At 61.7% G+C, this 11,850-nt stretch carries 17 protein-coding genes; all 17 read right to left on the bottom strand.

All coding sequences use genetic code 11. The annotated features are described in order from the left end of the window. Positions 1-41: 41 nt before the first annotated feature. Genes J3A71_RS11380 through J3A71_RS11300 form a run of 17 tightly spaced genes read right to left on the bottom strand, consistent with a single transcriptional unit; the run spans position 42 to position 11,848 of the window. The gene (locus J3A71_RS11380) at positions 42-629 is read right to left on the bottom strand and encodes a tail assembly protein (protein ID WP_096426462.1); all 588 of its coding nucleotides are present in this window, start codon (positions 627-629) and stop codon (positions 42-44) included. Between the two features lie 50 nt (positions 630-679). Further along, positions 680-1,024, bottom strand: a complete 345-nt coding sequence (locus J3A71_RS11375; protein WP_096426463.1) for a hypothetical protein — start codon at positions 1,022-1,024, stop codon at positions 680-682. A 30-nt stretch (positions 1,025-1,054) separates the two neighbouring features. Continuing rightward, complete coding sequence (locus J3A71_RS11370) at positions 1,055-1,810, bottom strand: C40 family peptidase (protein ID WP_096426464.1); 756 nt, start codon at positions 1,808-1,810, stop codon at positions 1,055-1,057. A gap of 2 nt (positions 1,811-1,812) precedes the next feature. Continuing rightward, positions 1,813-2,562, bottom strand: coding sequence for a phage minor tail protein L (locus tag J3A71_RS11365; protein WP_096426465.1), 750 nt, complete (start codon positions 2,560-2,562; stop codon positions 1,813-1,815). Next, positions 2,559-2,897 carry a phage tail protein gene (locus J3A71_RS11360; protein WP_096426466.1) on the bottom strand — a complete coding sequence of 113 codons (339 nt, stop codon included), beginning with the start codon at positions 2,895-2,897 and terminating at the stop codon, positions 2,559-2,561. The genes J3A71_RS11365 and J3A71_RS11360 overlap by 4 nt, the downstream gene beginning before the upstream one ends. After that, positions 2,897-6,187, bottom strand: coding sequence for a phage tail tape measure protein (locus J3A71_RS11355; RefSeq protein ID WP_096426467.1), 3,291 nt, complete (start codon positions 6,185-6,187; stop codon positions 2,897-2,899). Before J3A71_RS11355 ends, J3A71_RS11360 begins: the two co-directional genes overlap by 1 nt. Before the next feature lie 45 nt (positions 6,188-6,232). Next, positions 6,233-6,469, bottom strand: coding sequence for a hypothetical protein (locus tag J3A71_RS11350; protein WP_070086811.1), 237 nt, complete (start codon positions 6,467-6,469; stop codon positions 6,233-6,235). Further along, positions 6,466-6,810, bottom strand: a complete 345-nt coding sequence (locus tag J3A71_RS11345; protein WP_020190152.1) for a hypothetical protein — start codon at positions 6,808-6,810, stop codon at positions 6,466-6,468. Before J3A71_RS11345 ends, J3A71_RS11350 begins: the two co-directional genes overlap by 4 nt. A 40-nt stretch (positions 6,811-6,850) precedes the next feature. Continuing rightward, a complete protein-coding gene (locus J3A71_RS11340) occupies positions 6,851-7,351 on the bottom strand; it encodes a hypothetical protein (protein ID WP_096426468.1) in 501 nt (166 codons plus the stop codon). 55 nt (positions 7,352-7,406) lie between these two features. Further along, the gene (locus J3A71_RS11335) at positions 7,407-7,793 is read right to left on the bottom strand and encodes a DUF3168 domain-containing protein (RefSeq protein WP_086975829.1); all 387 of its coding nucleotides are present in this window, start codon (positions 7,791-7,793) and stop codon (positions 7,407-7,409) included. After that, complete coding sequence (locus J3A71_RS11330) at positions 7,786-8,361, bottom strand: HK97-gp10 family putative phage morphogenesis protein (RefSeq protein WP_086975827.1); 576 nt, start codon at positions 8,359-8,361, stop codon at positions 7,786-7,788. The genes J3A71_RS11335 and J3A71_RS11330 overlap by 8 nt, the downstream gene beginning before the upstream one ends. 3 nt (positions 8,362-8,364) lie before the next feature. Further along, positions 8,365-8,535: a hypothetical protein gene (locus J3A71_RS11325; RefSeq protein WP_020190149.1), complete on the bottom strand. Its 171-nt coding sequence runs from the start codon at positions 8,533-8,535 to the stop codon at positions 8,365-8,367. Positions 8,536-8,543: 8 nt separating this feature from the next. Further along, complete coding sequence (locus J3A71_RS11320) at positions 8,544-8,870, bottom strand: head-tail adaptor protein (protein ID WP_080574875.1); 327 nt, start codon at positions 8,868-8,870, stop codon at positions 8,544-8,546. Continuing rightward, positions 8,867-9,208 carry a head-tail connector protein gene (locus tag J3A71_RS11315; protein WP_096426469.1) on the bottom strand — a complete coding sequence of 114 codons (342 nt, stop codon included), beginning with the start codon at positions 9,206-9,208 and terminating at the stop codon, positions 8,867-8,869. The genes J3A71_RS11320 and J3A71_RS11315 overlap by 4 nt, the downstream gene beginning before the upstream one ends. 4 nt (positions 9,209-9,212) lie before the next feature. Further along, a complete protein-coding gene (locus tag J3A71_RS11310; protein ID WP_157754415.1) occupies positions 9,213-9,758 on the bottom strand; it encodes a hypothetical protein in 546 nt (181 codons plus the stop codon). A 48-nt stretch (positions 9,759-9,806) separates the two neighbouring features. Then, positions 9,807-10,988 (bottom strand): phage major capsid protein, encoded by a 1,182-nt coding sequence (locus tag J3A71_RS11305; RefSeq protein ID WP_016485706.1) that lies wholly within the window; start codon positions 10,986-10,988, stop codon positions 9,807-9,809. Positions 10,989-10,990: 2 nt separating this feature from the next. Then, complete coding sequence (locus tag J3A71_RS11300) at positions 10,991-11,848, bottom strand: head maturation protease, ClpP-related (protein ID WP_096426470.1); 858 nt, start codon at positions 11,846-11,848, stop codon at positions 10,991-10,993. Positions 11,849-11,850: the final 2 nt, after the last annotated feature.

Genomic DNA, 11,850 nt, shown 5'->3' with positions numbered 1-11,850 from the left:
ATAAAAAACCGCCCGGAGGCGGTCTGCTTGCTGAATCGGCCCTAGGCCTTGTCTTGCGCCTCGATCGAGGCAGAGATGATTGCCCCACCCCAGCGGCGTTCGCCGATGCAAATCGGGACGGGGTTACCGCTGGCTGTGGTGTTCTTGGCGCTGCCGAAGGCGTACGACGGCAGGTTTTCAGGGGCGGCGCTCTGGGATAGTCCCTTGGCCTGGGGGCTGAGCATCTGCACAACTCCGCCCAGCGTCATAGAAAGGCCAGCATAAAATGCAGACGGGCCTAGCCATATGGAGGACACCATCAAGGCTATGCCAATGATGGTTTGAAGAATCCCACCGCGTTTGCTGCCATGAACAACCGGCACGATTCGAACTTCCTGTGTGCCTCGAAGGCTCATTTGGTCCGGGCCAATGTTCTTTCGATTACGAAAGATGGCAAAGCGCAATCCCAGCCCATCGAGTCGCCGAATTTCCTCTTCGAAACCTTGCAGGGTGGATTGGAGAGCTTTGAAAGCTTCCCAAGTAGCGCCGCTCTCAAGCTGACGACGATGCGTTCGCCCAAACTTTCGAGCCAAGGATCCCGATAGTTTGATAATAGTCATCGGCTGATAGTAAGCCGCTGTGGCTGCCATGGTTCCTCCAGTCATAAAAAAACCGCACTAAGGCGGTTTGTGATGAGCGATTAAAGACATGACCTAACGGCGCGCTCCACCGCAGAGCGACCAGGCATCGCTGACCAAGGCATGCGCTGCCGAAGGGCTATTGAACTACCGGTCGGTAATCTCGTGATATCAAGCAACTCATCTGCCATGCTGCTATTCGCTACCCAGAGTCGGTAGCCATTTTCGGTCTCCACCATGGAGGACTCAGTTCTGGCAGCCTGCCATTTCGGAAATACGCATAGGGCATATTGCTTTGGGTCTTTGTGCGTCTCAGCGCTAATCGAAGGCTCGTTGCCTTCCAAATCTGCGGTTGTCACGCACCCTGCCAGCAGCGCAAGCGCCACCGTACCGATCAGAATTCGCATGTGATCCCTCCCTGAAAAGCGCTGAATGTATCACTTGGCGTCTCGGTGACGCAGCACAAGGCGAGCCCGGTCTAGCCAAGGGCCGCCGAACACGATGATTTCTGATGGCCGCCCCAGCAGGTGGTGCAGCATGAAAGGCCCATGACCGAAGACCTGGGCATGTTCCTCAGGCAGTTGCGCATGCGCGCCCAGATAAATACCGGCGTGATTGGGATGGGCGGTGCGCCCCACAGCCATGACGACCATGTCGCCTCGCTGCGGCCGGCTCACCTGGTAAAAGCCGGCCGCTCCGTATGCCTGCTCATAGAGGCTCGGGCCGTCCGTCTGTTCCCACCACCCTTCTTCCCGGGCATAGGCTGGGAATTCCAGCCCCCACTCGCGGTTGTACCAGTCCGCGCAGACCTGCCAGCAATCCCAGGCGCCGTGCACGAAAGGACGGCCCAGCAGCGGCGTGTGACCGGTTGGCGTGATAGTGCGCAGATCACCTTCAGGCCACGACAGGATGTGCCAGGGCAAACCGGTGGCCTCACACATGGCCAGATCCCGCGGCGACGGTCTGCTGGTGGCGTCCGGATGTGAGTGCACGATGCCGATCACCTCGCCCTTGTCCTCGGCCGCCGCGTAGTCTTCCGGCGAGATACGGAACTCCTCGGCGGGATCGGTCGCGGTGTTATCGCATGGGATGTAGCGGTGGGAGCGGCCAACGGCGATGATCAGCCCGCAGCACTCGCGTGGGTATTCTGCCGCAGCGTGCGCTTGCACGGCGGCGAGGATGTGTTTGCGCATGATCAACTCCGTGCGATCAAGGATACAGCCGGGAAGCCGCCAAACGGCAGTTGGTTGCCCTGCCCGTGGCGAACGGTGCACCCCGTGTCGAGGCAGCCATTGCACTGGTCCTTGACCGGGTCGTCGGTGGGATTGCCGTCAAGGTCGAAGTAGGGACCGGTGTAGCCGCAGTTCGGGCCACGGTAGCCGGCGGTCATTGCCCAGTGGCACAACTGGGTCATCTGCCGGCCAATCGTTTCCCCACCGACATCGCCAGGACTGGCCAGCTCCCAACCAACAGTGGTGCCGCTCTCCAAAACCTTCTGGTCGATATACCAGACTTCGATGGCTTCCTCGGCCGGGTCCGCAGTCGGGTTGCCGGCCGGGAAATTCGCTGCATCCAAATACTCACCCAAGGTATGGCGAATCGTCAGCTTGAACTCGAGCAGGTCTTCGTATGCGAGACACAGGGCAGTGATCCTGCCGTTGACGTTACCAACAGTCAGCGTGGGCCGAACGGCGGTGCCGTCCGAGTTCGCCTCGATGCCGTCGATCTGCATGGGCCAGGCACCATATTCGTTGCCCTGCCACCAGATCGACTTGGCCGGCAGCTGGTCGGCGTTCGCGCCAGCGGCGGCCAGTTCCTGTGCGCTGTGCGGTATTGCATGCCCATGGAACCGCAACATATCGGCGCCAAAATCCGAGCCATCCAGCTCGAACAGCAGGATCTCAGCGCCCGGTTCAAGCTTCTGCAGCTGTGTGATCAAGCTCATGGGTGATACGCCCTTCCAAAGGTTGCGGTGAGCAGGATCACGGCGCCCGGCTTACGCTGCTGACGGAAGGATTCGCACCGGTACAAACCGAGCACGCCTTCGGGATTGGTCCATAAGAATGACTTGGCACCGCGATGGCGACGGATGAAAGCCAGGATGGGCGCGATCTCGTCAGCCAAGCCGCCGAACGACAGCGACCAGCTATCTGATTCGGCGTTCAGGCCATCGGTGGACACCTGTGCATAGTTGTCGCCAAACTGCGACTTCCGGGTCCGGAGGGTGCTGTCGCCACCGGCCTCATCGTCAGGTGTCCAGGTGAAAGTTTCGATCGCCATCAGTGCCTCCCATTACTGTTTCGATGGCTCAAACCCCCGGCTCGCCAGGAATCAGAAATAGCCCGTTCCGCTACTCCTCTCATTTGCCGTTCCATGTTCTGCTGCAGCGCGGCGCTGTCCAACTCCATGCCATCCCCGCTCCGATCTTCCAAAGTCACGGCAACCGGAATACTGAGTTGAAGCACTGTCGAACCACCGCTGGCGCCGCCGACCATCTGCACACCAAGAGACCCATCGGGACCCCGCGCCAGTGGCATGATTGCCTCGGGCCCATCTTCACCAGCGACGCCAAGTCCACCGTTGCCCATGCCGAACATCGTCGGGGTGTTCAGGACGGAATTGGTAGCGAACCCTGCGCCCTTGGCGAAAAGCTGCACACCGCCAGACCAAGCGCCGCCCAATGCCTGCGGAAAATACGCACTGCCATAGCCAGCTTGTGACGCACCAAGATTCGACGAGACGGCGCCTGCAGACCCGGGAGCCATGCCGTTACCCCCACCACCGCCGAAGTAGCTCCCCACCGCAGATACGCCCAGCCCGACCAACCCACTTAGCAGCGAGCTAGCTGCCTGCTGGCTTGCAATCCTGGCCATGTCAGAGATCACACTTACGGCGAAGCTCTTGAAGTTGGCCTTACCCGTCATGGCGAACTCGGCCACAGCATCGCGAGCCGAGTTGAAGCCGGTGGTAAGCATGTCGTCGGTTGCCCCCGCCACGTTCGCGGCGTCCGACTGGATGTTCGCCCAGGCGCGTTTGGCGCCGTTGCGATAGTCGCGCTGAGCTTCAAGGCGGGCCTCGAAGCCGTCGACCTCCATTTGCAGTTCCCGTGCCTGGTAGTCGGCGAGGTCGGCCAGCCGCTGCTGATAGGCGTCCTGGCTGAGCCGACGCGAGACATCCTCCTGCTGTTCCTCCAACTGGCGGCGTGACTCGGCATACTTTTGCCGGACCGCGTTCAGCCGATCGGCCTCCTCGCGCTGGTCGTCGCCCATGCCGACGCCGGACACGTCTGCGTCGATGGCGTCTTGCCGGGTCTGCAGCACCACTTCCATAGCCTTGCGATAGGCCTCAGCGCTGTTGCGGCGGATCTCTGCAAGCTTCTTCTCCTCCTCGGCACGCTTCTGCAAAACCGGGTCGGCGTAGGCCGTGTTCAGATTCTTGATGCCAAGTTCCATCTCGGCGGCGGTGATCTTGCCCGCAGCTTGCGCCTTGCGCAGCCCCTGCACACCCTCCGCCAGATCCTCCAGCCGCTTTTTCTCCGGCAACGCGCGGTCGATGATCGCGTCGAGGGCCTTGATCTCATCCTTCAGCGCCTTCGTGCGGCCCTTGCTGCCCTCAGTAGCATCCTTGTTGGCCTTCTTCTGCGACTCGATCGCGCTGGCCGCCGAAAGAATCGCCTGGCGATCTGTTTCGGTGAGGTCAGCGTTTTCCGCGATGTAGCGGTTGGCGATTTTCGTCGCATCGCCGTTGTCCTGGAGGCCGGCTAGCTGCTTCTGCAGCGTCTCCAGGTAGGTCTGCCCCGCCGAGCTCATGCCAACCTTCGCGGCGTTGTTCGCCTGGGTGGCCGAGGTGTTTTCTTGGGTGAGGCCGGTGAGCACCCGCAGCGTTTCGGCGATCAGGTTCGAGCGTTGGTCGGCGTCGCTGACCGCACCGGCCTGGGTAATCCACTGCTGCACCGTGCTGGACGGCAGCTGAAGACGGTTGCCGACCTCTTGCAGGATCGGCGAAAGCCCTTGGCCCGCCGTGCGCGCTTCGTTGAGCCGATCAACCAGGCCTTGGTACTCAGCCAACTGCCGGTTGTACTGACCACCGGAGTCACGCGCCGGCGCAGTGACCACGGCAGAGCGGATGGACTGGGCCAGGTCGCCATACGCATCCTTGACCTTGTCCGCCGAGGAGATCTGTTCCTGCTGCCACTTGACCAGCGATGCTTCGCGCTGGTCCTTGTTGAGCTTTGCGAATTCCTCCCGAAGCTGGGCGACCGGCTTGCCCAGATCCTCCAGGCTAACGCCTGCCTGATCGACGTTGTTGCTCAGTAGCAGGAAGCTGGCAGCCGCCGTGCCGGCCAACAGGGCAAGCCCCATCGGGCCGCCCAGAACGCTGAGCAGGCCTGCACTGACTGTCCGAAGGCCGGCCTGGGCAGTTGCTACCGCGGTGGTAGCAGCTGCTTCGCGCTGCCGCGCCTGCGCCAGTTGGATGGACATTTGGGTCTGTACAGCAGTGCCACGCGCCGCCACTGCTTCGCGAGCTGCCAGGATGGTAGCGGTTTCGGCTTTGCGCTGATCGGCTAAGGCAGCCTGCAACACCGCTTCGGCCTGAGCGATACGCGCGGCGCGGTCGGCCAGCGCCGCTTTTACGGCCAATCCAGACTTAGCGACGTAGTTGGTCAACGCGGCGACGCCAGCTCCCCCCATGGCCACGGCCACCAGGTCGACGTTGTCGGCCAGCGCAATCAGCACATTCGACAGGCCTGCTACGGCGCCGGTCTGCTCTTCCATCCCTCCGAGGAAGGTCTGCACGGCGTTGCCGATGTTCACCAAGGCGTCCTGTACGCTAGTGGACATATCAGCCGCAGCCTTACGGTTGGCCTCAACGGTGCGCAGCAGCCCGGTATTGATGTCGTCAAGCGATAGCTTGCCCTGCACCCCCAGCTTGCGGATCTCTTCAGCGCTCTTGCCGGTGGCGTTGGCGATAGCCGTGACGATCGTCGGCATGGCCTCCTGAATGGACACCCAGCCGTCGGCCTCGACTTTGCCGGTTTGCAGCGCTTTCGAGTAAGCATCCAGCGCTGAGCCTGCCTTGTCGGCGGCGGCGGCGTTGGTCACCAGCAGGAAGCTGAAGCTGTCGGTGATGTCGAGCGTCTGCTGGGTGTTGAAGCCCAGGCTGCGCATGACATCGGCAGTGCGAATGTACAGCTCTTGGGCCTCGGCCAGGGGGCGGTAGGTTTCCTGGGCCGTGCGCAGCAGGTGTTCCTGCACCATCTGGTATTCGCCAGCACTGCCGGCGGCAGCCTTCATCCGATCCGACATCTGCCCGTAGGCGTCGACCTGCTTGATGATGCTGCCGATGATGCCAGCACCGGCCACGGCGGCAAAGGCGCCGCGGATGAGCACGCCAGCCTGCTGGGCCGCGCCACCTGCGCTATCAAACGCGGAGTCGACTTGGGCCAGATTGCGGTCGATCGAATCAGTGGTGCGGGCCACCACCTGGTCAGCACTGGCCAGCTCCCGGCGCAGCTGAGCCGTTGTGGCCTCGATCTGGACCAGCATCCCCTGGACTTGTTGGTCGGCCATGCAAATCTCCAAGCACAAAAAAACCGCCCGGAGGCGGCACGCTATCTACTGTTTAGGCCTCCCCCGCAGGAAGTTTTTGAGCTTTTCGGCGACGCTCTCCCGCTTCTGGGGCGCAGCTTGGGCTTTTCCTTGGTCAGCCTGCCCGCGCCCTGTCCAGTCGAGGTGGGCATCGAGCGCAAGCATGATCTGCGGGATGGGGGTCTGCCACGCGGTGTCAGGCGGCCAGCCAAGCCAGCCGGTGGCTACGCCGAATAGGTAATCGACGTAGCTGCCGTTCTTCACTGCGCTGTGCTGGCCGCCTCGTCCTTTCCCCGGGCGGCAACGCTCGGCGGCACAGGGTTGAGTAGGACAGTGATGAACTCGGTCAGCTGACCGGACACTTTGGCTACACCGGAGTGGAATACTTCACCGGCGATGGCCGGGTGCTGATCGGGCTTTAGGTCGGCGCCGGCGATGACGATGTCTGCGCAAGCAGCAATGCTCATCAGGCGCATGGACTCCAGGGCTGCGCGCAACCCGCCAAAGCGGGCCTCAATGCGCAGGGCCGCATCCAACGTAGGCTTGAGGGTGTAACTGCGCGCACCGATCACCAGCGTGACGGTGCCATGCAAGGCTTCGCTCATTGGGGTTCTCGCAACGAAGGAAGGGGCTCAGCCCCTTCGGTCAAGGGACTGCCGGGCCGGCAGGGATTTCAATGATGTCGGTGTTGATCGCGAACGTCATATTGCGACGCACCACGTTATCGGCCGCACCTGGAGCCACGGTGTTGTTCATCACCTTCACCCCGAAGTAGAAGGTGGTGGGCAGGATGACAGGGCTTGCATCTGGGTCACCGTCGTTGAGCGTGACCTTGACGTTGTAGTTGCCCTTGGAGCGGTCCTTGTGCGCCGCCGACACGGCTTTTTGACCAGCATCGCCACTGTCCAGACCCACGGTCATGGTCATGTTCCCCGCGTCGGCGGTGCCCTTGTACTTGCGCACGCGGCCATCGCTCAGGGAAGTGAAGTTTACGGCACTGAAGGTGTCGCCAAATTCGCCCAGGTCTTCGATCTCGCCCACCTGTACGTACGTGTCGGCCTTGTACTTGGTTTCGCTATCGGCACCGGTCTTTCCGCCGATGGCAAGGCGGCAGCCCGCGGCTGTGTTGAGGTTGTCGTCGGCCATGAGGGTTCCTCCAAAGGCACATTGGATAAAAGCCGCGGCGCGGCAGATGGGTAGTTCAGTGGGTAGTGATCACGCGGACGGTGATCGAGCCCTGGTAAGTAATGCCGTCGGCGTCGCGCTGAGCGTCGACCTGCTCGACCCGGATGGATACCGCGCGACCCACCTCCAATGGGAGGCGACGCTCGTCCAAAGCGGCGATGACTTCGCCGTTGATGCGCTTAACCTCGGCCTGACCCACGGCATCGGACCAGACGGACAGGTACAACAGGCGCGTTTCGCGCTTGCGGCCAGCGATTGGGCTGCTGTTGACCGATACCTCCCGGTCGATGGATACGTAGGGCATTTCAGCATTCAAGGGCGCGCCGTCGTATATCGGGCAGCTGACCTCGGCCTGAAGCCTGGCGAAGATGGCCTCCTGCAGTGCCACAGATGGATCAGCCATTGCCTACCCCCTGGCTTGCTTTACGCAGCGTTCGGCGGACTGCTTCCTGCAAATCGGCCATCACAAACTCGCGGTTTACATCCAAAGACGGCCGCAACCATGGGTGCGCCGGCCTCGCTGGTATGTCCGGGTACTTGCCGAAGAAGTGCTGCCCATCGGACTTGTTCTTCGTGTCGCGCTGGCGTATCGAGTTGCGCCGCCCTTTCAGTTGCGACTTGTCGCGGTTGTTGGTGTGCACGCCGCCGATCGCGCTCCGGTCAGCTCGCTGGTACATGCTGCCGGAATAGCCCTTGGTGCCGTACTCAAGGAACCGCAGGTAAAAGAATCGGCGATTGTCTCGCTTGCCCCGTATGCCCACCTGAGCATCCAGCCCGCTGGGGGTGACGTAGACACGCAGGGCGGCTGCAGCAGCGCCGGTATCCTTGGGGATCAGCTGTCGCTGGGTTTCGAGTACCCGCGCGGCTGCTTTGGCCATGGCAGGCTGCAACTCGTTGTCCATCGTCTTGTGGATGTTGCGCAGCGTCCGGCGTAGCCGGATGTCACCGCGAAGGCTCGACCGGCGCGCCATACCCTACTCCTTGGCCGGATCAGCCTTTGCGGGCTTCGCGGCCTTGTCGGTGACCGCTTCGGCGTACCCCCGGGCAATCAGGCCTTCGCCATAGGCCTTGTCGACCTCGAACTCTTCGCCCTTCTCACGCTCACCAGATGCGCCCGTCAGCGGGCCTAGTGCTCGAATTTTCATCATTCACCTCATGGGTTAGGTACCGATGAGCAGAGAAGCCTCATCAAGGAGTTTTCGTTGTCCGGCAAAACGGCCTCAACCTGGTAGGTGATCCCCCGGCGTGTCAGGCGCGATCCTGCGACGATATCTGGGCGCGGCCTGCCGATGATTTCGGCGGTTACAACAGCACTCAGCTTTTCAGCAACCGCAATGACCCGACCGCTTGGGGTACGAATCTCACCCCACATTTCAGGGCGAGCAGCTGGCAGCCACGTCACTGTGGCGCCCCCGGATTTATTCCTCTCCTCGTGTCGATGAGCCACCTGCAGCCGATGACGCAGCGGCCCAGCCCTCATATGCCCCACCCGATACGATGCGGCGTCAGGAGCGCCTTCGAACCTTGCGGCAGTTCGGTGGCGATGGTCCCAATCACAACGTCCTCGCGGTTGGCGTATAGCTGGCCGAGAATCAGCAAGCAGGCAGCCTTGATCTGCTTATTGCAGACCATGGGGGACTCGCCGGCATCGTCGGCAGCGACAGCTTCGTCCAGCGCTTGCTGATCTGCGTAGAAGCGACGGTTCAGATAGTCCATAGCCTGCCCTTCTGCCGCCTCGATCAGGAGCTCCAGGTATTCGTCATCATCGTCGGGATCTCGGAGATGATGCCGGGCAATGGTCAAGCTGATGACCGACATACCCTCACTCCTTCAGCGGTTCGAGCGATGCCAGATTCCGCTGCACCAGTTCATCCGCATGCCGGCGCGGGACCGTATAAGCAGGCCCGCCACGACGACGAAGCTCGCCTTCATCCATGTAAGAGCGCAGCGGATAAATCTGAAGAGTCGCAGGGTTAGGGTTGGCCTGGCCCTCTTGTGCCAACTGATCAGCGCTGGTGCTGCTATCAGCCAAGGTTGAAGCGGCCTGACTGGCGTCTTCGGATAACGCAGCGTCAGTAGCGGCGATGCCGGAGCTAGCACCCTGATCGCCCGTGACGACATCCGAGCCAGTGCCGGCAACTGCCTGTCCTTCTGCCGAAACCACTCCCGAGCTTTCCGCTGACCCTGGAGCAGTTGCAGGAGCCCCCGAATCGCCCGACCCGCCAGGGTCAACGCTCGCTGGAAGGGGCGCGGCGCCAGGCGAAAGAGGCGAGCCGGCTGTTTCAGAAGAGCCGCCGCTGGAGTCAACGGTAGAGGCCGGATCCTTCACATCAGCCGTGGATGCTGGTGTTTCCTGTTTACGTGCCATTGGATTACTCCATTGGGGCGCCATTTCTGGCGCCACGTTGCGGAAGGTTTAAGGAGTGACCAGCGGGCCAGTAACGAACGCTTCGTCGCGATAGATGGCAAAGGCCAGGCGCTCTTCAGCACGAATCGTTGCCATGTTTTTCTCGAAGTCATCACTGTTCTCGGTCGAGATCAACACTTCGATTTCCATGCGGTCGAAGATCTGAGCGCCGAGCTTGAAGGCACCAACCAGGAAGTCGTTCTGGGTCATGGCCTGGGTGGAAACCACCGGACGATTCCACAGCTTCGCGTTGGTGCCTTCTTGCGGTTGACCGATGATGTAGCGGCCTTCCCCGTCCTTGGTCAGCTCAATGGCCGCCCAGTCGATCGGGTTGAGCACGATGCCGTCCGATGGAAACTCGGCCAGTTCGGCCTGCAGCAGTGCCAGGCGCAGGCGGTCAATGCGCTGCTCGCCCACTACTGCAACGCCAGCCGGGGCGGCGTACAGTTGAGCAACGGTCATGAGGCCCTGCAGGTTCACACCGGTACCGTTGCCGTAAAGCAGCTGAGCCTCTTCAGCCATATTCAGGCCGTAGCGTGCACGACCGTCGATGTAGCTCTGCAGGGCCTTGGCATCGTCCAGCATCTGGCGGCTGGCTTTGAACAAATGGGCGATGGTTCGCACATTCGCAGTGGTCAGGCCGAAAGTGAGATCGGAGTATGGCTTGGCAGTGGTCTCCGCCACGGTGCGGGCGTTGTTGGTGAAGCCTGTCTCACGGACGTACTCGATCGAGTTCGATTCGGTGGTACCCGGCGCGACCAGGTCGCGAACGGTCAGTCGGCGTTGAGCTGGGGCAATAATCCCCGGCAGGCGCTGAGTCTGCACCAGGTCACCGCCGGTTGCGGTGGTGATGGCTGCACGCGGCACGGAGACACGACGAGAGCCGCGGAAGGATGAGTTCATGTCCTTCATTTCTTCGCTTTCGATCACGAGGGCGCCTACAGATTTCTGCGGCTCCTCCTGATGGTTGCGATCCCGGCTTGCGTTCACGAGCTTTTGCTCGGCCTCGCCCAATCGCGCCTGAAGCTCGCCCTGCTTGGTCAGCAGTTCATCAACCTTGGCGCGGGTTTCGGTATTCATTTCGCCGGAGGCCTTGATCTGCTTCTCGGTCGCCTCGGCCTGGCTTTTGATCTGATCGCCAATACCCTTGAGGCTGGCGTTGAGTTCCTTGACTTGGGCTTCAAAGTCCATGGTCACTTTCCTTTCAGAGAATTGAGGAGGTTGGTTGCCGCGCTCAGAGAGGCGGAGAGGTCTGGCGCGACAGCGCGAGGCTTATCGGGCAGGGCAGCGTTATGCGTACCCCCGCCGGCAGCGCGAGGCATGCCGGACTTGAAACTGGCGAATAGTTCACGGCGCTCGGAACGAGGCATGCCGCCCTTGGCCAGGGCTACATCCATGGCCTTGAGTGCATTGGCCTGGGCGGCGTCTTCGGTTTCGCGCTCGGTGACCTCTGTCGACGACAACAGCCCGGTGGCCAGGCCCAGCTCCACGGCGCGCTTGCCACGGATGTAGGTCTCGTCGTCCATCAGCTCAGCCATGTCCTCTGCCGACTGCCCACTGGTCTCGGCATAGAGGTCGGCCATCGCGGCGTCGAACTCCTGCATGTCGTCGGCGATATCACGCAGGTAATTGCGATTGCCAGCGAGCCAGGTCCAGCAGTTGTGGATCATGAGGAAGGCGCTGCTGGCCACCTCACGCTTCTTGCCAGCCAGAAAGACAATCGAAGCAGCGCTGGCGGCCATGCCGAGCACCTTGGTGGTGACCTCATGGCTGTGCTCTTGCAGACGGTTGTAAATGGCGATGCCTTCGAACATGTCGCCGCCTGGCGAGTTGATGTAGACGGTGACATCTCGCTCGCCGATGGCCCGCAGAGCGGCATCGATTCGCTTCAGTGTGACGCCTTCGCCATACCAGTCTTCGCCGATCACTCCGTAAACAGTGATGGTGTCCGAGGTGTTCTCGACGGCCGCCTGGATCGCGGGATTCCATTTTTCGAGCGCGCGCGGGCTCATCTCGCTGCGCAGGCCGCGAGACTGGATCTTGTGCTTCATGG

The sequence above is a fragment of the Pseudomonas sp. PvP089 genome (genome assembly GCF_017875165.1).
Classification (GTDB): Bacteria; Pseudomonadota; Gammaproteobacteria; order Pseudomonadales; family Pseudomonadaceae; genus Aquipseudomonas; species Aquipseudomonas fortuita.
The sequence above is the reverse complement of the archived record's forward strand: the minus strand, read 5'-3'. Positions and strand labels throughout refer to the sequence as shown.

Coding starts and splice junctions, on each gene's coding strand:
- J3A71_RS11380 (WP_096426462.1), bottom strand. CDS start 629: ATGGCAGCCACAGCGGCTTACTATCAGCCGATGACTATTATCAAACTA.
- J3A71_RS11310 (WP_157754415.1), bottom strand. CDS start 9,758: ATGGCACGTAAACAGGAAACACCAGCATCCACGGCTGATGTGAAGGAT.
- J3A71_RS11300 (WP_096426470.1), bottom strand. CDS start 11,848: ATGAAGCACAAGATCCAGTCTCGCGGCCTGCGCAGCGAGATGAGCCCG.
- J3A71_RS11345 (WP_020190152.1), bottom strand. CDS start 6,810: ATGAGCGAAGCCTTGCATGGCACCGTCACGCTGGTGATCGGTGCGCGC.
- J3A71_RS11340 (WP_096426468.1), bottom strand. CDS start 7,351: ATGGCCGACGACAACCTCAACACAGCCGCGGGCTGCCGCCTTGCCATC.
- J3A71_RS11355 (WP_096426467.1), bottom strand. CDS start 6,187: ATGGCCGACCAACAAGTCCAGGGGATGCTGGTCCAGATCGAGGCCACA.
- J3A71_RS11320 (WP_080574875.1), bottom strand. CDS start 8,870: ATGAGGGCTGGGCCGCTGCGTCATCGGCTGCAGGTGGCTCATCGACAC.
- J3A71_RS11370 (WP_096426464.1), bottom strand. CDS start 1,810: ATGCGCAAACACATCCTCGCCGCCGTGCAAGCGCACGCTGCGGCAGAA.
- J3A71_RS11335 (WP_086975829.1), bottom strand. CDS start 7,793: ATGGCTGATCCATCTGTGGCACTGCAGGAGGCCATCTTCGCCAGGCTT.
- J3A71_RS11315 (WP_096426469.1), bottom strand. CDS start 9,208: ATGTCGGTCATCAGCTTGACCATTGCCCGGCATCATCTCCGAGATCCC.
- J3A71_RS11360 (WP_096426466.1), bottom strand. CDS start 2,897: ATGGCGATCGAAACTTTCACCTGGACACCTGACGATGAGGCCGGTGGC.
- J3A71_RS11330 (WP_086975827.1), bottom strand. CDS start 8,361: ATGGCGCGCCGGTCGAGCCTTCGCGGTGACATCCGGCTACGCCGGACG.
- J3A71_RS11365 (WP_096426465.1), bottom strand. CDS start 2,562: ATGAGCTTGATCACACAGCTGCAGAAGCTTGAACCGGGCGCTGAGATC.
- J3A71_RS11375 (WP_096426463.1), bottom strand. CDS start 1,024: ATGCGAATTCTGATCGGTACGGTGGCGCTTGCGCTGCTGGCAGGGTGC.
- J3A71_RS11305 (WP_016485706.1), bottom strand. CDS start 10,988: ATGGACTTTGAAGCCCAAGTCAAGGAACTCAACGCCAGCCTCAAGGGT.
- J3A71_RS11325 (WP_020190149.1), bottom strand. CDS start 8,535: ATGAAAATTCGAGCACTAGGCCCGCTGACGGGCGCATCTGGTGAGCGT.